Consider the following 19755-nt stretch of genomic DNA (forward strand, 5'->3'; position numbering starts at 1 on the left):
TAAACCCAGCAACACCACCAGCAACACCTTTCTCAAACAAAACATCATGCATCTCCCAAAACATACCCTGCTCACCAGCACACTCACTAGCCTCAGCAGCCTTCTGCGCCTGAGCATGAAAACCTAAAGGAAAATGTTTAAATACAAAGTTTGCTCTTCCTGTATCCACGTATTCTTTTATTATTTGATTATATGTTTGCGAGTAAAATCTTGCGCAGAAAGGACACTCAAAATCTGACCATTCAACAATTGTTACAGGTGCATTTTCTTCACCTTTTATATTTGCATTTTCAAATTTTACATTGGGAACATTACCTGTTAAGGTTCCAGTTTCTGCAGGTCCTGTTTTTATTCCTGGATTGTTTGTTTTTTCTTGTGTTCCTGCTACTGTTTTTGCAGTTATTATCCCAAATCCGGATGTAAATATACTTATTATTAGCAAAATCCCCAACACTACTGAAATTCCTTTATAAAACGAAGTTGTTGATATGTTTATTGTAGAATCTTCGTGTTTTTTGTGTTTGTGTGAGTTATGTTTATGTTCTTCATGATGATTTTTTTTTGTGTTGTGCTCACGTGTTTTTTCATGTTTATCTTCATGTTTATTGTGTTCTTCTGAATTTTTTGTTTCTGTTTTTTCTTGGTGTTCATTTTCTTTTTTTTGTTCAGAATTTTCTTTTGATTCTGCATTAAAGTCTTTTTCTTTTGATTCGTTTGTCATTTTGTTTTTTACCCCTCATTTAAGTAGAATACAATTCCTATCAATAATTCATTTATAAATTTTATTAAAGAAAGAACTAAACATATTCATTATTTTTTTAGAAATTTATTAAAAGAACAATGTGTTGAAGATGTTAAGAATTTTTATATACTTATTTTCTAAAACTGTTATTTTTAAGATATGTTCCCATTTTTTAGAACATTCAATATTTTTCTATAATGCGCCTATAAAGATAAAAGATAAATAACGAACATAATTTGAATAAAAATTAAAAAAAATAAAATAATTTTTTTATTATACTCCGCAGTTTGCCGCTGCACTATCTGTTGCGCTTGTTCCAAATCCAAATCCTGGTGACGGGCTCGCAGTTGGTAGTTGCGTATCACATTCTTCCGGACTTGTTGTGAATGCATTGCAAATTGCTTTTTTTAGACTTTCAGAGTCTCTTGCAGTATTTACTGATTTTCCATTTATTACTATTGTAGGGCTTCCTTGTACTCCGTATTCTTTGTTTTCTGCATCGTGTATTGCAAATCGCGGGAATCTTCCTCCACTCCAAGTACTCTGATCTTCGAAGTCTGCATATATTCCGTATTCAGCATCGGTTTCATCCATACAAGTTTGTATTGTTTCTTCGTCAAAGTTCATTTCTTGCAAGCAATTGTCTGTGTTTCCTTCTGCTAAAAAGCATTGTAAGTACTTATAATATTGGTCAGGGTATTCTTGTTGTATGCAGTACTGATTTAGTTGTTCGTCTACTTCTTCTTTTCCATGCATTGCGTAGTTGACAAATTTTACTTGTATATCTGCTTTGTTTCCTAGTAATTCTACAACAGGAAGCATTCCTTTCTCTACTTGAGTTCCATATGGACAGTGGCTCATTACAAACATTTCTACTACTGGTTTGTCTGTTTTTGGCACTTCAGGAGGCGCAGCTGGCGCTTGTTCTTCTTGTTGCGGTATTCCTTGTTCTTCCAAATCGTTTATGTTTAGTGCTGCTTGAGGGAAAAATATTTCTCCGTCTTTAGACATATGTGATTGAAAAGTTTGACCGCCAACATCCAAAGTTACTGTGTATAACTCATTATTTAGTTCTACACTTGTTACTGTTGCAGCAGTTCCTGGAGGTAGCAAGTATGTATTTACGAATTGTTGTGCTTTTACTTTTATTTCTTCTTCGTTTAGTGTTTTTGTTTTTTCTCCTACAAATGGATTTGCAAATATGCTTATTATTAATAATACTAGCAAAATGGCGGAGATTATAGGCCACAGCACTGGTGCTTCTAAGGAGAAAGATTCTTTTTCTTTTTTAGGCGTTGATTCTTTTTGTTTGTGTTGTTTTGTGTGCGCCGTATTTTTTTCTTCGTTTTTGTTTTCTTCTTTCTTACCTTCGTGTTTTTCAGGTTTTGACTCTTTTTTCTTCGCAGTTTTCTCTTCAACTGCTGTTTTTGGTTCTGGTTCTTGAATATTTGCTTCTTCTTTTAGAACATTTGTTTTTTCCTGAACTTCAAATTCAGGTTCCTTTTCTGGGAATTCTTCTTTTTTTTCATCCATTTTTTAATCACCTATTAGAATTACAATCAGTAACCCCCTCATTGAAAGGATATCTTTTGATTCATTTATAAATTTTACTCATTATATGGCTCTGTCCTAAATCTTTTTTCGTATTGCGGAGAACTGCTATCGACTCCGTCGAATAGCTAAATAACCGCAAAACACAATCTATTTTGCTGCACAAAATGTGTTTTGCTCAACGAATCTCCAAGGCAATACTTTTATTTAGGATAGAGCCTCATCATATTAACATGAAGCTACATATATTTTATAAATAAATAGAAGAAAGAAAATAAAAAAATTTAATTGGTTTCTACATTTGTTGTGTCTCCAACACCAGACACTTCGAAATGGTTAGTGGAAGCAAATGTTACTTTTACCTCATAGATTTCTTTTGGGACATCAAATTCAAACTCATCTTGTTCTGCTGTTGTGTCATAGCTTTTTACAATTATTCCTGTTTGAGTTTTTGAGTCTTCTTCCCAATCAGATATATCTATTGATCCGTAATTTATGTCGTTTTCTGTGTTTGTGTCGCCTTCAGAATGACCAATATATTCATAAGCATCACCATATAATTGAGTGTATACTTTTAGGTCAGTACCTTCTGTGTCTAAAATCAAATAACCTTCGGACGCTCCTGTTGATTCATAATTTATATTTACACTTACTTCTGAACCACCTATGTAAAATAAGCTATCTTTGTCTCTTGATGGATCGAAGGAGATACCTGAGTAAAACAGTTTATTTCCATTATTGCTATCACGGTAGAAAAGTTTAGACACCCCTTCATCTTTATCATACCATATTGCTATTTTTGATGTTAATTTATTTCCTATTCCTAAATTCTCTTCGCCTCCCATTTGAGCCATATATATTGTTTTTGCTGAAGACTCTATTTCATTTCCATCTTCATCATATAATGAGTATCCTGCTTGTGTTGAAACTATAAATTTCGTGTATTCCATGCCAGGTTCCTCGAATTTTACTCCTGCAAACTTGAATGGAAGAAAATAGTACTCATTTTCCTGTATTAAAGGATCTGTTGGGTCATTTAGTACTTGATCTGATTCTACACCTATTACAGCTTCTGTATTTAATGAATCTAAGTACCATACCCAATCTGGATCATCTGGGTCTTGTCCTATAAATTCATCTCCTGAAACAAAAATTTTTTCTATTTTTGAACCTGCAATCACAGATATTGCGTCATATTCTACACCTTCATCATTATAAACTGTTAAAAGTTTAACATTCAAACCACCTATTATTTTAGTTTGTCCTTCTTTTAGTTCTTCTTGATCGCCATCTACATCTATTACTGCAGAAATATCATCTATCACTCTTGCTATGCTTATTGTTTTTCCATCAACTTGTTCAGGTTCTCCATATCGTATTAGCATTTTTGGCCCGAATCTTAGAGTTATTGAATAATCTGTTGCAGCTAAGAATTCATATTCTCTACCTAATAATTTAAATGTCATACCTGGTTCTAAAGGGGCTGAAAATTCTATTACGTGTCTTATTGCTTTTTTATCCATTAAAAGCTGCACACCTGTTCCGAAATCTTCGTCTGGACGCTCTGCAGTTAAACCTGTCTCTATGTTTGCGTGATTTGTAAATATAGTTTTTTCTTGCTGACCATTCCAAGGATCGTAGTTTATAGTGTCAAATATTATGTTTAGAGGTCTATGTATTTCTATAAATTCTGCTTCTTCATATTCAAAAGTACTCTCATTTACTTCATCATCTAATTCACAATCATACATAGATATGTTTTCTCTTCCTATTATTGTTCTTCCTGTGACTTCATTTATGGTTGTTCCTGAAAGTAAAGTTCCTTCTACACATTCTACATTATAGATATATAAACTATTATTTATTGCTCTAATTTTAAATTCTATTGGGTTTCCGTCAACATCAAACTCTTCAAATTGATATTGAGAATAAACTTCATATCCATTTTCTTCAGACATCATAAAATTATCAAATGTTACATATATTGGTTCTTGATCTGGATCTACATATCTTTCTTGACCATTTGGCTCTGAATCTGCTCCATTATTTAGGAGTATATCTGGTTCTGCACAATCTATGCATCCTCCAATCAGTTCTTCTTCCATTGTACAGTGACCGTCATCCACACATTGTTGTGCAGAATAAGGCGCACATGCACCAATCAGTATAGCCAAAATAAATATTCCTAACAAAGTAATTTTCTTCATCTTAATTATCCTCCACAAACACTTCATATTTTATAATCTTAAAAAAAATTATAAAAAATAAAAAAATTATGATTTTACTAGTTATCACAAACTCCTTGTCTGGTGCATTTTAATTCTGCTCGTGCGCAAGAGTTTTGTTTTTCCCATTGTTCTTTATTGTTCCAGTAAGCTCCTGGGCCGCCTCCTAATGCAGCTTCTGCTGTTCCTTCTTCATAATTATTTTCTATGCAGAATTGGTTTATGCTATTTTGGCTGTCTGAACAAACAAAAAGAGTTTCTCCATCAACACTTATTTTAGGTTCTTCAAAGGTTTGTGATTCTGTTGCGCATTCATCTCCAGACTCGTGCAAGCAAGCTCCTTCTAAACAACCAAAACCGCAATTAATTTCCTGAATCACTGCTTCGTCATCATCACACAACGATTCGCTCAATCTATTTGCAGTCAAACAAGAATCTTGCGCTACACCCACATCATCCACATAAGTCGTTCCTGCTACATATATGTTTCCATCATCTTCATCAACACAAGCACTTCCATTAGTGGTACTTCCATTAGTGGTGTCTTCAGCGTTTTCGTAGAATACTTTTGATCCCTTGTTGTTAGTATAACTTTTTTCAGCTATTATTCTATCAGGATTAATTGTAAATGATACTTTATTTCCCATAATTTCTGCGGCGGTTTGTCTAGTTGTAAAACAATGCCATTCATCGGCTATATCTTCATCTATTTGACCACCTACACTTATCTCTTGACCATCGACTTCAATATAAAAATCTCCATTTACACTTGGTGCTGAAAATTCTACATACTCAGAAACTTCTACGACTCCTGCTACATCTCCTTCATTTGTATTCCATATACCTTTTAAGTCGCCTTCATAAGATCCGCCTTTATTTCCGACACAAGCAACAAGCGATACAAGTTCACCTGAACCTTCTATAAGGTCTAGATTTTCAGCTCCAACAACAAAATCAGGATAACAATCAGAACAAGAACCGAAATTTTCACTCAATTCACATATTCCATTTTCATTACAAGAATTTGATGGAAAACACGCTGTGACAACAAAAACTAATCCTAATAGTAATATAAGCATTTTTTTCATTTTTTTATTTCCTCCACAAAAAAATATTTTTTTAATATTTCAATATTTTTAGAAACGTATTATTTAAAGTTTTTGTTTATCGTAAATATTAAATAAGAAGAGTTTTTCTTAGTTTTTAGGAGTGATATTATGACTGTTAAGAATGGAGATAAGTTAAAAGTTGAGTACACTGGTATGTTCGATAATGGTGAAGTTTTTGATAGTAGTGAAAAACATGGTCAGGCTTTGGAGTTTGTTGCTGGTGAAGGCAAAGTTATCAAAGGTTTTGATGAAGCTGTTATTGGAATGAAATTAAATGAAGAAAAAAAGTTTAATATTTCTATGGATAAAGCGTATGGCCCTTATAATGATCAGTTGGTTCAAATGGTTTCAAGGGATCAGTTGCCTAAAGAGCATGAGCCTAAGATCGGCATGGTTTTAATGATGAAATTGCCTAATGGTCAACAGTTTCCGGCAAGAATTACCGAAGTTAGTGATTCTGATGTTAAACTTGATTTGAATCATCCTTTAGCTGGCAAGGATCTTGTTTTTAAGATAAAAGTGGTTGGAATAAATTAATTTTTTTTATTTTCAGTTTTTCTTTTTTTCGTATTGAAAAGTGTTAGTCTGAATTGCTTCAAAACATAGTTTTTATTTAGAACGCGAATAATCATTTCAGAAAAGTTTTTATATTACTTTAGAATAACAACATTATGAAGAATGGTTTTCGTTTTAAAGAAAATGTTGGTTTGGCAGATTTGCTAGGTATTAGTTATTTGGATATTTCAGCTTCTGAGTATAATAAAAGGATGAATGTTGCGGATTCTGAGGTTTTAGGTTGGATTAAGCAGAATGTTGTTGCTGAGAATTTGGATCCTATTGTTGAATCTCATAAGGGTTCTACTTCATTTACATATCAGGGTTTGGTTTGTGAACATGTTCATTTTGCATATATCACTAATAAGGATGAGTTTAATCGTGTTGAATATTCCGAGATTGTTTTGTCTGCTTTTCGAAAAGAGTATGTGGATTATTTCGACGGAATTAAAAGGAAGATTCGTATGATCGTGGATAATGCAATTATGAATGATTCTTGATTTGGTTTTTATTAAACAAAACATATATAAATAAATTTAAAATCTCTTGTTTTTATTGATTTGTATGGATCCGTAGCTTAGTCTGGTTCGAGCGGTCGGCTGTTAACCGACAGGTCCCCAGTTCAAATCTGGGCGGATCCGTATTTTTTTAGTTTGGTTTTATTTTTTCTTGTTTTTTATGGTATTGTATGCTTTCCCAGTTTATTTCTCTCATAGATTTTGGTTTTGTATATGGGAATTTGTTTTGTTTTGTTGTGTTGGAGTATTGGTTGGTTGTTTTTTCGTTTTGTATTGGTTTTATTTTTATTTGTTCTGCTAGTATGATTTGTTTTTTTATGACTGGTTTGAATATTTCTTGGTAGAATTGTTTATCTTTTATAGTCATTATGTATTGGTTTTTTTGGTTTAGTATGTGTGTTTCTATTGTGGTCGGGTTTGTTTCTATTCTCGTTATTTTTTTGGGGTCGTATTTGGCACTTAATGGATGTATTGTTAGTCCGCCCCATGCTTCGAATATTTGTTGGTATGTATCGTTTAGTTGTTTTTGTGCTTCTTTGTTTTTCGGTATTGCGCCTCCTGGGTGGGCGTATGTTGTTATTTTATCTTCTATGTTTGTGTTTGTAAAGTATTGTAATAGTGCTTTCATTCTAGTTGTTTGTTCTTCAACATCTTGTTTTGTTGCGTTTTGGTTCATTGTGTGATCGGGAGTGTGTGATCCTATCAGATATTCGTTTTGTAGGAGGTATTCTAGTTTTTGTTTGACTTTGTTTCTTTCATTGAAGGGGTATCTTTGGTTTTTTCCATCGTGGAAGCTTATAAAAAAGATTGCTCCTTTTCCGAAGTTCTTATTTTTGTGAGTGTAGTTTTCTAGTATTCCTATAGCTGTTGTTGGGTTTGGTTTGTTGTTTGGCAGTAGTTTGAATTGACCTTCTGTTGCGTCGTCGAAAGTTAGGACTGCGGGTTTTTTTCCTATAGGGACTTTTGATAGATTTCCTTGTATGAAGTTTTGCGGTTCTAAGATGTAGTAGTTGTTGTTTTTTAGTTGTGTTAGTATATTTTCAAATTCTTTTGGAGTTATAGTGTATCTGTCTTTATCGTATCCTATTTTGTGGAACATTAATACAGGGATTTTTTTGGTTTCTATGTTTTTTTTTGTTTCTTTATAGTATTCTTCATTTATGAGTTTGTTTAGTCGTTCTTGTATTTTTATTTTGCTTGGATTTTCGTATATTGTTTTTTCTCGTGTTATTTGTTTGGGTTTTTTTTCTGGTTTTGATTTTGTTATTGGGTTTTCTACGAATGTGTATGCTGTTAGTATGAGTGCAAGGGTTGTTGATTTTGCTAGTTCTTTTACGTAATATAGGGTTTCATTCATTTTTTTACAGCTATCGCTACCTCAAGTTTTTTGTTTGGTTTTTTCAAATTGAATTATGGGGTCTTAACTCGGTTAGTTTTAGAGTTAAAACTGGTTTTAGTTTATTTTTTTAGGCGTTCAGTATTGCTTCTTCTATTTTGTTTGTTATTGTTTCGTATAAGTTGCTGTGTTGTTTTTTTAGGTATTTATTGTTTTGTAGTGTTTGTTTTATTTCTTGCAGTGCCTTTTTGTCTTGTGTTTCGTAATTTGTGTTTTTTAAGAGGGCTTCTAATTTTTGTTTTCTTTTTTCCCAGTTCCAAAGGGTTCTTTTTCCTTTTTGATCTTTTCCAAGTAGTGTATCTGCTAGGGTTGTTATGTTATTTGAGTAGTTTTGTTTTATGTTTTGTATGTTTGTTTGGTAGTTTTTGTTTAGTTTGAATTCGTAGTTATGTGGTTTTGGTTGTTCAAGCATTTTGTTTTCTGCGTATGTAATTGATGTTTTTGTTTCTTTTTTTATTATGTCTTCTATGGTTTCTTTTTTTTGAAATCTTTTTTTTTGTTTGTGAATGAATTGGTCTACTATTTTTTTAGTTGAATCGTAGCTTTTTGTTATTGATTCTTTTGCTGTTTCTTTTATGCTGTTTAGTTCATAAAGTCCATTTTTTATGAATTCTTCAACAGTCATTTTTTGCACATCTTCGAATTGTTTTTTGCAAGTGTTTATTTCACCATATGTTGTTGTTAAGACTGTGTCGTAGTCGTTTATTGCTAGTTTTATGTCTTGGGATACTCCTGTTATTGTTTGATCAATTTTGTTTACGTATTCTTTTAGTTTGTTTAATATACTCATAATATCACCTTTTTTAGTCGGGTATGTAGATGATTTGTTTATTGTATTTTACTGGATTGGTGCTTACTGCTAGGTTTCCTAGGTTTTGGTTGTAATCAATTATTTTTCGAAGTGTTTTATCTGTATCCAGGTTTTTATTTTGTAGTTCTAGATATTGTTGTATTGATTCTCCTTTTTTTAGGAGGAGCAATTTGTTGGGCATTTTGTTTGTTTGTAGTTTTTGTTTTGTTATGAGTTTGTTTGGATTTAGTTGTATTATTTGTCCTATATCTATTTGGTTTGGATTATTTATTTTGTTTAATTCTGATATTTCTTTGTAGTCTGTTGTTTCTCCGTAATATGTTCTGGCTATTTTTGATAGCATGTCTCCTGGTTGCACGCAGTACCAAGTGTTAGTTTCTTGTTTTTTGTTGGTTGATTCTTTTGAGTTTTTTGTATATTTTGGTTCTGAATTTTGTAGTTTTAAGTTCATTTCATTAGCGCTGTTTTGTTTTGTTATGTATAATCCTACTTGTTCAGTTTTGTTTATGTTAGTTTGAACTTTTTGATCTATTTCAATTATTTTTCGGGTTATTTGTTTTAGTTCTTGATTTGTTTGTTTTTGTGTTAAGGCGTAGTTTTCTAGAATTTTTTGTTGTGTTATTTTTTTTGACCATGTTTTGTTTATTGAGTCTATTTTATTTTTGTATGTTTTATCTATTAACATTATTGAGTCTTCTAAGCTTTCTATTTTTTGTTCTTTTTGATCTATCGTATTTTCTAATTCTTTGTTTTCTTGAAGTATTGAGTTGTTCCATGTTGTTTTTACTTCTTGTCTTAAATCTTTTGATAGAGGGCTTATGAGGTAGGCAGCTGTTAGTAATCCCGCGGTAGCCAGTGTTGTTTTCCAGTTTCTAAATATTACTTTGTTAACTAGGTAAATTCCTGAAATTGCTGCTCCACCGTATAGCAATCCTTCTCCTATTGATGGTCCTGCAAAGTATAGGCCGGTTCCTAGCGCGCCTAATTTAGCAATTTTTATAATGCCTTTTTTTGTTTCTGGATCCATTTTTATTTACCTCTAAAGTTTTTCATTGACGAGTATATTGTGTTGTCTAAGCTGTTTTTTCGTGTTTGTTGAAAGAATTGTGTTTCTCTGTTTTTTGCAGTTTGATATGTGTTGTTTGTTGTTTTTGCTATGTTGTTTGTTTTGTATTCTAGTTCTGATGTATCTTGTTGCGTTTGTGTTTTTTCTGTTTCTTTGAAATCGTTGTATATTGTTTTTATTTCGTCGTTGCATTGTGTTGCAATAAATATTCCTGTTATTGCTGTTGCTAAATATATTTTTGTTCTCGTATTTGAAAATATTTTTTTGTAGAGAACATTCAAACCTAAAATACCTAGACCTCCATAGATTATTCTTTTGGCATTTTTTTCCCCTTTTTCACTCATTTACATAACCTCAGTCTTTTAGTTGTTTTTCTTCATACACATTATCTACTATGTTATTTGTAGCTAATGCTGCAACACCTATAACTCCTAGTTTTACAAGGTTTTTTGTTGTTGCTTTTTCTTTTAATGATTGGTACGTGTTACTTATTGATTCCAACGCTTTATCTTTTATTTCTCCTGATTTTTCGTATGTTCCTTCGATCAGTTCTGGTCCTTTTTTGTATATTAGACCTGCGCCTATTGCTGCTAGTGCTATTCTGCCTGTTTCGTTTTTTATGTAATCAAATTTGTTTTCACTCATATTTACACCTCCGCTGTGTAAGTTTATTAAAATGAAGTGCTTAAAAGGTGTTTCTATAGAATTTACGAAATATATTTGGTTAATTTTGTAATATTTTCGAACAATTTGGCTTTTTTAAAGTTTTAAACTAAATTTATTTTAATAATGAATTAGTTTTTAATTTGATTTACTTTAAGTTTTGTTGTTTTTTATTAATTTTATATATTAATATGTATTCAGAACACTTATTTAGAACAAACGTTTAAAAAATCTTTGGGTGTTTTTTGTCAGTAGTGCTGTTTGATGGTTTTGCAATTTCACATAAAAAATAGTCGACTTAACATCTTCTTTCAAAATATTTAGAAACATATTACATGGTCTAAGGTTTAAAAAAAGAAAAATTTGAAGATATAGTTATAATTTACTCATTATTTGTTCAACATGATCCGCTATTTCTTTTCCTTTGTCTGTTAGTTGTAGAATTTTTAGCCTTCCTTCCTTTTTGAAACTTACTATGTTTGCTTTTTCCATTTCTTGTAAAATTTTTACTACGTGGCTGTATGTACAATCTACTTGTTTTGCTAGGGAGCTTGCGTATACTTCATTTGTTGCTCCTCTTAATTTTACTAGCATCATAGCAGGTTTTTCTCTGAAAAATACGCTGAATACTTTTTTGTTTCTCAAATTTTTTACCCCTTAAGATAACATTACGTGTTATGTTATTATTTATATATTTTGTTCTTTTAGTTTTTTGCGTAGTATATTTGTTGTGTTGGATATGCAAAGTCTATCTTTTCTTTTTCAAATCTTCTTTTTATTTCTAGATTCACATTTTGTTGTATATCCATATATATGTTGTAGTCTGATGCATTCACATAATATACTATTTCATAATTTAGTGAAAAATCTCCATATGATTTGAAGTGAACTCTATCTAAGTCCGCGTTTTGGACTTTTTTGAATATCTCTTTTATTATTAAGGGAATTTTTTCTAGTTTTTTTACTGGTGTTTCATATGTGACTCCTAAAGTGAATACTGCTCGTCTTCTCTCCATTTTTTTATAGTTGTTCACTCTTGTTTCTGTTAGTTCTTTATTGGAAACTATTAGTTCTTGACCTTGCAAGGTTCTTATTCTCGTGGATTTCATTCCTATTTTTTCTATTACGCCCATGTCTGTTCCTATAACTATGAAGTCTCCTTTTTTGAAGGGTTTGTCAAAATATATTGAAAATGAAGCAAATATGTCTGATAGTACGTTTTGTAGTGCGAATGCTATTGCAATTCCACCTATACCTACTCCTGCTAGAGCTGTGCCTATGTTGAATCCTAAGTTTGAAAGTACAAACAATATTACAGCAATCCAGATCAATACTTGTATTATTGTTGCCATTACATTTGACATGCTGTCATCATAATCTACTTCATCTCCGTTGATTATTGCACTATCTTTATTCACAAATCTTCCAATATGCACTATTATGACTCTTATTATTTTTGCCAAATAAAACACGACTACAAATATTGTTAAAAAGAATGTTATTCTATCTATTGTGTTGTTAACTGATAAATAGCTTATTGCTGTAAAAAGTGCTATAAATACGTAAAATGGCCATTTTATTTCATCTATGGCATCAAGTAGCGCGTCGTCAAAATCATTTTTTGTTTTCTTCACTAATTTTTTCAAATACCCTATAACTGCAGTTTTTAAGAGTTTGACACCTAATATTATTATTATAAATATGGATATTGCAGTTACCCATTGAAGACCTGTACTTCCATAATGTGTTCCGTTTAAGAAGGTTTCTAATATCATTGTATTTTTGAAAAAATGAGGGTTTATTTTTTAATGTTTTGGTATTTATTCAGAGTGAATAATTTTTTTGTTAATAGCAAAGTATTTATATTATTCGGGTTTGCTCTTTTAGGTAAAATGTTAAGAACTCATAATTGTGGTGAATTGCGAGAAAATCATGTTGGTTTGAAAGTAACTTTGTGTGGGTGGGTTCAAAGTATTAGAAGTCATGGTAATTTAAATTTTGTTGATATATATGATCGTTACGGCGTTACTCAGCTAGTTATTTCTAAAGATTTGATTAAAGAGAGCATTTCTAAGGAATCAGTTGTTAAAGTTTGTGGGGAAGTATTTAAAAAACCCGAACCTAATTTGAAATTATCTACTGGCACAATTGAAATTAAAGTTGAATCTTTTGTTGTTTTAAATAAATCTAAACCTTTGCCATTGGATGTTGAGAATTCTGATACTACTGAAGAGACTAGATTGAAGTATAGATATCTTGATTTGAGGACTTCGCGCATGAGAAATAACTTAATTTTAAGGCATAAAGCAAGTATTGCTGTAAGAGAATATTTTGATAAACTTGGTTTTTTAGAGCTTGAGACGCCCATCCTTGGTAAGAGCACTCCTGAGGGTGCTAGGGACTATTTAGTTCCTTCTCGTGTGAATCCTGGTAATTTTTTTGCTTTACCTCAAAGTCCACAGATTTTTAAACAGTTGTTTCAAGTTGCAGGTCTTGATAGATATATGCAGATTGTTAAGTGTTTTAGAGATGAAGATTTAAGGGCTGATAGACAACCAGAGTTTACTCAGATTGATTTAGAAATGAGTTTTGTTGAAGAAGAGGATATTTATGAAATCATGGAAGGTATGATTCGACATGTTTGGAAAAAAACTTTAGGTATTGATATTAAAATCCCATTTCCTAAAATTTCTTATGCCGATGCTATGTTGATATATGGCAGTGATAAACCTGATTTAAGATTTGGATTAAAAATTGAAGATGTTACTAGTTGGGCCAATAAGGTTGATTTTGAGATTTTTAAGAATGCTTCGTGTGTTAGAGCGTTAAAAGTTAAAGGAGATTTTTCTAGGAAGGATATTGATAAGCTAACTGATGTTGTTAAAGTATATGGTGCTAAGGGTTTGGCTTGGGTTAAGATGGATAATGACGCGTTATCAGGAGGCATTGCTAAATTTATATCAGATGTTCCTTTTGAAATAAGTAATGGAGAATACGTTTTTTTTGTTGCTGATTTAGAGCGGGTTGTCGCACCTAGTTTAGGCGCTTTAAGATTACATCTTGGAAAACAACTGAAATTAATTAAAGATGATTGGAGTTTTGTGTGGGTTACTGATTTTCCTTTAATGGATTGGTCTGACGAACATAAAAGGTATGTTAGCATGCATCATCCATTTACATCTCCTAATTTGGAAGATAGAGCTTTGTTGAGAGAACATCCTGAGAAAGTTAAAAGTAGAGCTTATGATCTTACGTTAAATGGTGTTGAATTAGGCGGTGGAAGTATAAGAATCCATGATCGGAAATTGCAAGAAGAAGTCTTTGATGCTCTTAATATTAGTAAGGAAGAACAGAAGGCCAAATTTGGTTTTATGCTTGGAGCATTTGAATATGGAGCTCCACCACATGGTGGTATTGCTTTTGGGTTTGATAGGCTTATTATGTTGTTAGCAGGAGCTGATAATATTAGAGAAGTTATTGCTTTTCCAAAAAATAAGGATGCTGAAGATTTGATGATGAATAGCCCTTCAGAGGTTTCTAAGGAACAATTAGAAGAGTTAGGCATTAATTTAAAGAAATAGCGATGTTGCGAATTTTAAAATTGCTCATAATACGAAGTGCTATTGTGTAATTTTATAAGGGGGTTTATCGTTTGTTATTTGAACATTTAATTATCATAACATTTATTTGAAAAAAAAGAAAGAAAAGTTAAATTTTTATGTTTTTAGTCAAATGTTTTTAGTCAAACCAGCTTCCAAGCATTATTGCGAGTTTTGTAAAGAAACTTGATACGCTTGAGCCGAAGTTGGTTCCTTCAATTTTTATGTTGTTTTGTTTTATTTCGTTATTTAATGCGCTGGCTGGTTTTTGTGAATTCATTATGTTTTCTATTGTTTGTTGGTCTTTTATTTTTATTATGAATGTCGGGTTTTCTTTTATTTGACCACATTCTAATGCTTCGAGTTTGTTATCTTTTGTTTTTAAGTATCCTATGCTTTGACCATCAATAGTTTGTATGTTTAATATGTCGTTTCCATAGGGTATAAAACTTGGTATTTGTAAACCTACTACGAATTCTGCTTGTGCATATTCACATATTTTTTGTGCTTCCGATTTCTTTGTTTGTTCTTGTGCTACTACTGCAGTTGCCAAAATAATTACCAACATTATCAAAATTGTTTTTTTCATTTTTTCCACCTCAAGGCATATTTGTATGATGTTGTGATTGTTATTGGAATCAGGACAATCCACAGCATCAAGTATGTTACTGCAAGTATTGTCCCATAGTTTATTATTCCTATGCACAACCATAAAATCACAGAAATTAATATTCCTGCGATTACCGAATGTAGTATTTTACCTTTTTCTTTAAAAAGTTTTAGGAAGATTATTGTTATTATTGCAGAACCCACAAAATATCCTATGAACAGCGACATCATTATAAGTCCTATGCCTTCTAAGCCCATATTTTGATTTTTTGCCATATTTCCTGTTGTTATCGCGCCAAGCAAAGAAACTATTAAACCGCCTAAAATTCCCGATATTACGGCAAGCATTTTATTTCTTGTTGTTTTTTTCATTTTAGTTCTATTCCTACTGGACAATGATCAGAACCCATTATGTCGGGAAGTATGAATGCGTCTTTTAATTTTAACTTAAGTTTTTTTGATATAAGAAAGTAGTCTATTCTCCAACCTATGTTTTTTGCTCTTGCGTTAAACATGTATGACCACCAAGTATAATTATCTGGTTCTTTGTTGAGCTCTCTAAATGTATCTATAAATTGTTTTTGCAATAAATTCATGCTGTTTATTTCTGTTTGCGTATATCCTGCTGTTTTATTGTAATTATTTTTAGGATTTGCAAGATCTATTTCTTTATGTGCTACGTTAAAGTCACCACATATTATTATTGGTTTTTCTTTTTCCAGCCCAATTAAATGTTTTAAGAAGTCTTCATCCCATTTTTTTCTGTACTCAAGTCTTGTCAATCCTCTTCCACTGTTTGGTACGTACACGTTTATTAAGTAAAATTCCTTGAATTCCGCAAGTATTGTTCTTCCCTCTTTATTTGCGTCTCCATTGTGAGGAAAGTCTTTTTTTATTGAGAGTGGTTTTTCTTTTGTAAATATTGCAGTCCCTGAGTATCCTTTTTTTTCTGCAAAAGACCATATCTGTTCGTAATCTTTTAGTACTGGCAGTTCTTCATTTATTTTTGTTTCCTGTATGCAAATTATGTCTGCATTTTGTTTTTTCATTGATTCTTCAAATCCTTTTTTTATAGCCGCCCTTATTCCATTCACGTTCCAAGATATTATTTTCATTTTGGTTTTGTTAGTTCGTTGTTGTTTTTTAATATTATGGAATAATAAGTTTTAGAATTTTATGAAAAGCATTATAAATAATTAAAGACGTGCTTATTTTATGGTTGATGTTTTTTTAAATAAATATATGAATAGAAATATTTCTTTGTTGTATATTTTTTCGGGTTTGATGTGGGCTCGTTTTTATATTCCTGTTATTGCTTTGTTTTACATTGCTTCGCAAGTTTCTGTTTATGAATTTACTATCATTTTAAGTGTTTTTGCTCTTGTTACTTTGCTTTTAGAAATTCCTTCAGGTATCGTCGCTGATTTTTTAGGAAAGAAAAACACATTAATTATTTCTACTTGTTTATATTTAGCGGAATTAGTTATTGTTAGTTTCGCGAATGGTTTTTGGCCTTTCCTAGTTGCAAAGATAATAAGCGGAATAGGTGTAAGCCTGGCATCAGGAACGGGCGCGGCACTTCTTTATGATTCTTTGAAAAAGACCGGGAGAATTAAAGAACATAAAAAAATAAGTGGAATTCAGTTCACTATCAGATATGTTTCTATGGGTCTTGTGTTTACTGTAGGTGCTTTTATTTTTTCTTTTAGTGTTAAGATGCCTGCTATAATATCTATTCCTTTCATTTTTTTGGGTTTAGTCTTATTGTTTTTTATTAAAGAGCCTTTTAAGACTGTTAAGAAATTTAATTATGTTAATTCTTTGATACATTTTAAGCAAGGTTTAAAAGAGTTTAAGTTTAATGAAAATCTTAGGATTTTTGCTTTTTTTTCTTTAATTGTGGGTTCAATAATAACAATTATTCAATCGACTTCATCTCTGTTTTTTGAGAAAATAATGATTCCTGTTTCTTTGATAGGCATTATTTCTTTTATTGCAGCTATTGTTACTGCTTTTATGTCTAAGCAAAGCGATCATATTGAAAAAAATTTAAAGATGAAGCATTCTATTTATTTTATTCAATTTTTTATTTTTTTGTGTGTTTTTTTGATGAGTTTTATGTTCCCTTGGTGGGGAGTGTTTTTTTATTTGGTGCTTTGTGGCGTTAATGGATTCTTTGAAGTTATTATTAATCATTATGTTAATGAGCTTGTTGCCTCTGAAAATAGGGCAACCATGTTATCGATTAATAATTTTTTTGTGCACATTGGAATTTTTGTTTTGTATCCTGTTTTCGGGGTTTTAACTGAAAGGTTTAGTATGAGTTTGGCTTTGCTTTTGTTTGCTGTGCTGTTTTTAGTTTATAGTTTAGTTCTTAATTTTAGTTCTGATAAGTTAAGATTTGGTAAGAAAGTTTAATTATTTTACATAAATTATATATATCAACCCATCTTTAGATTAAATAGATGGTTAGGTTTTTTCATGAGCGGTCAGGGTATTGGACTAAAGAGGATGAATATATTGATGATGAAGAGGAATAGTTCTTTTTGAATAAAAACTATTATAAATATTAACTTACGAACTATAAGTTATGAATTTGTTGATTACGATAATAATAATATTAATTTTGTCTTTTTTAGCTTTATATATTTCTAAAAAAACCAAGATTTCCGGTATGGTCTCTCTTATTTTTGTGGGAATAATTCTTGGAACTGATCATTTAAGATATTTAATTATGGAACCTAATACTCAAACAATAATTATTCTTGGGGATATTGGTTTGATTGGTTTAATGTTTTTTGCAGGCCTAAATAGCTCGTTGAGAAGATTTTATAGTGAACGACACGATGCTACAAGCATAGGTATTTTTTCTTTGCTAGTGCCTTTTATAATAGGTTTTTTTGTTTTCCACATCTTAGGTTTCTCTATTATCATTTCAGTAGTTGTAGGCATATGTTTGAGTATGACTGCTGAAGCTGAAAAAGCAAAGGAATTGATGGAAGTTGGAAAAATAAAAACAAGGGTTGGAACTGCTATTTTAGAATCTGGAATGATTGATAACATTCTTGGAATTTTAATCTTTATGCTTACCGCTTATTCTTTCAGCGTCAATACGTTTGGGCAATTTAGTTTACTTACCAGTGCAATAATTTCTTTCTTTGTAGGATTATTTCTGCAAGATTATTTAGTAGATAATAAAAAATCTTTGAACATCATTAGAAATATGTTACAGTATATTTTTATACCTTTTTTCTTTATTTCAATGGGAATATTTTTTGATATTAGTTATTTGGCAATTGAACCTGAAATAATAATTATGATAATATTTATAGGCGTTGTTTCTAAGTTAATAGGTGCTTTTTTAGCTAAAATCAACACTAATTTTACGTGGAAACAATTAAATTTGATTGGTTGGGCTATGAACAGCAGAGGTAGCACCGAATTGGCTATTGCACTTGTAGCTTTCAGGGCTGGTTTAATTCCTGATTATTTATTTTCAGCTTTGATATTATTAGCAATAATAAGCACTGTGTGGTTTCCTTTTATACTTAGAGAAATACTTATTAAGAATCCTAAAATTATGAATTGAAAATGAATATAGCCGAAATTGCTTACAAAGGAATTTTTCCTACGTATTCAGAATATAGAAATATAGAAGTTCAGTATTCTAATAAATTTAAATCTTTAAATGCCAATGTCAAATATGATTTTAATACAATTATTTTTTCTTTAAGCAAAGATTGGCTTGAATACTCTGAAGATCTAAGAATAGGTTTGATTCAGCACTTACTTTTGAAAGTTTATCCTAATAGAAAAAGCTCAAAAACAACAGAGCTAGATTTATATGAGAAGTTCATAAATAATCTAGGGAAATTTACAAAGATTGAAGATTCTGATGAAGAATTAATTGAAAGTTTTAATAGAGTTAATGAAATTTATTTTGACGGATTTATGGATGTTCCTAATTTAAAATGGGGGGGTCGTGCGTTTACAAAATTAGGACATTATGAATATCAGAGTAATTTGGTTGTGATTTCTGATATTTTTAAGGATGAAAAAGAATTATTAGATTATATTATGTATCATGAACTATTGCATAAAAAGCACGGCTATAAGAAAACAAAGTCAGGAAGAGCTATGCATCACACTAAAGAATTCTTGGAAGATGAGAAGAAATTCAAAGTTAAAGATATCGAGCAAAAATTAAAATGGTTTATCAGAAAGAAAAGATTGAAAAAAGCATTTTTAGGATTTTAATTTGGTCATATAGAAAAAATGAGAATAATAAAATTCATCGTGGAAATATTATTTGTTTTGTTACTTTACAACATTTTTAGAATTAATCAACTAAGTTTTTGGGTTAGTTTTATTGTGAGCATAATCATATTGATTTCAGTTCACTTTTTACTCGATAAATTTTTATTTTCAAAATCCTAATGCAGCCCTTACATCCGGATCTATTTTTTCAGGAGTCCATGCAGGTTCAAAAGTGATTTCTACTTTGACATTTCTAACATCTTTAAGTCCTTTTACTGCATCTTCAACTTCTTCTTGAAGTTGTTGACCGTAAGGACAACCTGGGAAAGTAAAGGTCATAAGAATGTGAACATCATTTTCTTGGCTTATTGTTACTTCATAGATCAAACCTAGTGTTACTATGTCAACTCCTATTTCTGGATCGTAGACGTCTTCTAACGCTTTTAGGATTTCTTCTTTTTTTGGCATAGGATTTGTGTATTTGTATGTGTTTTAAATGTTATGGAATAGAATTATTTTGTGTTATCCTGTAAGTATTTCCCTTCGATACCTTTTTTCGTTTTATCATTTATTAAACCTCCGCTTTCAACTTTCGTTGAAAGGCTTGTTCTGGTGTTTCCAGAACATTAAATCTAAGAGCCATGTGTGGCCTTA

At 31.1% G+C, this 19755-nt stretch carries 21 protein-coding genes and 1 tRNA gene; 7 read left to right on the forward strand and 15 right to left on the reverse strand.

The genetic code is table 11. The annotated features are described in order from the left end of the window. The 4 genes from K9L97_05295 to K9L97_05310 form a co-directional block, all read right to left on the reverse strand. A partial coding sequence (locus tag K9L97_05295) for a DsbA family protein (GenBank protein MCF7872421.1) occupies window positions 1-721 on the reverse strand: 721 nt, incomplete at its 3' end. Between the two features lie 294 nt (window positions 722-1015). Further along, a complete protein-coding gene (locus tag K9L97_05300; protein MCF7872422.1) occupies window positions 1016-2275 on the reverse strand; it encodes a DsbA family protein in 1260 nt (419 codons plus the stop codon). Window positions 2276-2577: 302 nt separating this feature from the next. Beyond that, window positions 2578-4500, reverse strand: a complete 1923-nt coding sequence (locus K9L97_05305; protein ID MCF7872423.1) for a hypothetical protein — start codon at window positions 4498-4500, stop codon at window positions 2578-2580. Window positions 4501-4577: 77 nt separating this feature from the next. Then, a complete protein-coding gene (locus K9L97_05310) occupies window positions 4578-5606 on the reverse strand; it encodes a hypothetical protein (GenBank protein ID MCF7872424.1) in 1029 nt (342 codons plus the stop codon). A gap of 126 nt (window positions 5607-5732) precedes the next feature. Between K9L97_05310 and K9L97_05315 the strand changes: the two genes are divergently transcribed. The 3 genes from K9L97_05315 to K9L97_05325 all read left to right on the forward strand — a co-directional run bounded on the left by K9L97_05315 (window position 5733) and on the right by K9L97_05325 (window position 6823). Then, window positions 5733-6164, forward strand: coding sequence for a peptidylprolyl isomerase (locus K9L97_05315; GenBank protein ID MCF7872425.1), 432 nt, complete (start codon window positions 5733-5735; stop codon window positions 6162-6164). Between the two features lie 134 nt (window positions 6165-6298). Continuing rightward, window positions 6299-6682: a hypothetical protein gene (locus K9L97_05320; protein MCF7872426.1), complete on the forward strand. Its 384-nt coding sequence runs from the start codon at window positions 6299-6301 to the stop codon at window positions 6680-6682. Between the two features lie 66 nt (window positions 6683-6748). After that, window positions 6749-6823: transfer RNA gene (locus tag K9L97_05325), tRNA-Asn, on the forward strand. Between the two features lie 7 nt (window positions 6824-6830). Here K9L97_05325 and K9L97_05330 read toward each other — a convergent pair. From K9L97_05330 to K9L97_05360, 7 genes are all read right to left on the reverse strand, one after another. Continuing rightward, window positions 6831-8057, reverse strand: coding sequence for a polysaccharide deacetylase family protein (locus tag K9L97_05330; GenBank protein MCF7872427.1), 1227 nt, complete (start codon window positions 8055-8057; stop codon window positions 6831-6833). Window positions 8058-8166: 109 nt separating this feature from the next. Then, a complete protein-coding gene (locus K9L97_05335) occupies window positions 8167-8886 on the reverse strand; it encodes a hypothetical protein (GenBank protein ID MCF7872428.1) in 720 nt (239 codons plus the stop codon). 13 nt (window positions 8887-8899) lie between these two features. Continuing rightward, window positions 8900-9934 carry a LysM peptidoglycan-binding domain-containing protein gene (locus K9L97_05340; protein MCF7872429.1) on the reverse strand — a complete coding sequence of 345 codons (1035 nt, stop codon included), beginning with the start codon at window positions 9932-9934 and terminating at the stop codon, window positions 8900-8902. A 2-nt stretch (window positions 9935-9936) separates the two neighbouring features. Beyond that, window positions 9937-10317, reverse strand: coding sequence for a hypothetical protein (locus K9L97_05345; protein ID MCF7872430.1), 381 nt, complete (start codon window positions 10315-10317; stop codon window positions 9937-9939). A gap of 10 nt (window positions 10318-10327) precedes the next feature. After that, the gene (locus K9L97_05350) at window positions 10328-10618 is read right to left on the reverse strand and encodes a hypothetical protein (protein MCF7872431.1); all 291 of its coding nucleotides are present in this window, start codon (window positions 10616-10618) and stop codon (window positions 10328-10330) included. Window positions 10619-11011: 393 nt separating this feature from the next. Further along, a complete protein-coding gene (locus K9L97_05355; protein MCF7872432.1) occupies window positions 11012-11281 on the reverse strand; it encodes a winged helix DNA-binding protein in 270 nt (89 codons plus the stop codon). 59 nt (window positions 11282-11340) lie between these two features. Continuing rightward, on the reverse strand, window positions 11341-12411 hold the full coding sequence (locus K9L97_05360) for a mechanosensitive ion channel family protein (GenBank protein MCF7872433.1): 1071 nt from the start codon (window positions 12409-12411) through the stop codon (window positions 11341-11343). Between the two features lie 117 nt (window positions 12412-12528). Here K9L97_05360 and aspS point away from each other — a divergent pair, with 117 nt between their 5' ends. Beyond that, window positions 12529-14217 carry an aspartate--tRNA ligase gene (aspS, locus tag K9L97_05365; GenBank protein MCF7872434.1) on the forward strand — a complete coding sequence of 563 codons (1689 nt, stop codon included), beginning with the start codon at window positions 12529-12531 and terminating at the stop codon, window positions 14215-14217. Window positions 14218-14374: 157 nt separating this feature from the next. Here the strand turns inward: aspS and K9L97_05370 are convergent, their stop codons facing one another. Genes K9L97_05370 through xth form a run of 3 tightly spaced genes read right to left on the reverse strand, consistent with a single transcriptional unit; the run spans window position 14375 to window position 15959 of the window. After that, complete coding sequence (locus K9L97_05370) at window positions 14375-14824, reverse strand: hypothetical protein (GenBank protein ID MCF7872435.1); 450 nt, start codon at window positions 14822-14824, stop codon at window positions 14375-14377. Continuing rightward, window positions 14821-15216 carry a hypothetical protein gene (locus K9L97_05375; GenBank protein MCF7872436.1) on the reverse strand — a complete coding sequence of 132 codons (396 nt, stop codon included), beginning with the start codon at window positions 15214-15216 and terminating at the stop codon, window positions 14821-14823. Before K9L97_05375 ends, K9L97_05370 begins: the two co-directional genes overlap by 4 nt. Further along, window positions 15213-15959, reverse strand: a complete 747-nt coding sequence (gene xth, locus K9L97_05380) for an exodeoxyribonuclease III (GenBank protein ID MCF7872437.1) — start codon at window positions 15957-15959, stop codon at window positions 15213-15215. The genes K9L97_05375 and xth overlap by 4 nt, the downstream gene beginning before the upstream one ends. A gap of 100 nt (window positions 15960-16059) precedes the next feature. Between xth and K9L97_05385 the strand changes: the two genes are divergently transcribed. The 3 genes from K9L97_05385 to K9L97_05395 all read left to right on the forward strand — a co-directional run bounded on the left by K9L97_05385 (window position 16060) and on the right by K9L97_05395 (window position 19101). Then, the gene (locus tag K9L97_05385; protein MCF7872438.1) at window positions 16060-17262 is read left to right on the forward strand and encodes an MFS transporter; all 1203 of its coding nucleotides are present in this window, start codon (window positions 16060-16062) and stop codon (window positions 17260-17262) included. Window positions 17263-17434: 172 nt separating this feature from the next. Further along, a complete protein-coding gene (locus tag K9L97_05390) occupies window positions 17435-18433 on the forward strand; it encodes a cation:proton antiporter (protein MCF7872439.1) in 999 nt (332 codons plus the stop codon). Between the two features lie 2 nt (window positions 18434-18435). After that, window positions 18436-19101 carry a hypothetical protein gene (locus tag K9L97_05395; protein ID MCF7872440.1) on the forward strand — a complete coding sequence of 222 codons (666 nt, stop codon included), beginning with the start codon at window positions 18436-18438 and terminating at the stop codon, window positions 19099-19101. Window positions 19102-19269: 168 nt separating this feature from the next. Here K9L97_05395 and K9L97_05400 read toward each other — a convergent pair whose 3' ends face one another. After that, window positions 19270-19569 carry a metal-sulfur cluster assembly factor gene (locus K9L97_05400; GenBank protein MCF7872441.1) on the reverse strand — a complete coding sequence of 100 codons (300 nt, stop codon included), beginning with the start codon at window positions 19567-19569 and terminating at the stop codon, window positions 19270-19272. Window positions 19570-19755 lie beyond the last annotated feature (186 nt).

The organism is Candidatus Woesearchaeota archaeon, from assembly GCA_021735165.1.
In the GTDB taxonomy this organism is placed as follows: Archaea; Nanobdellota; Nanobdellia; order Woesearchaeales; family 21-14-0-10-32-9; genus JAIPET01.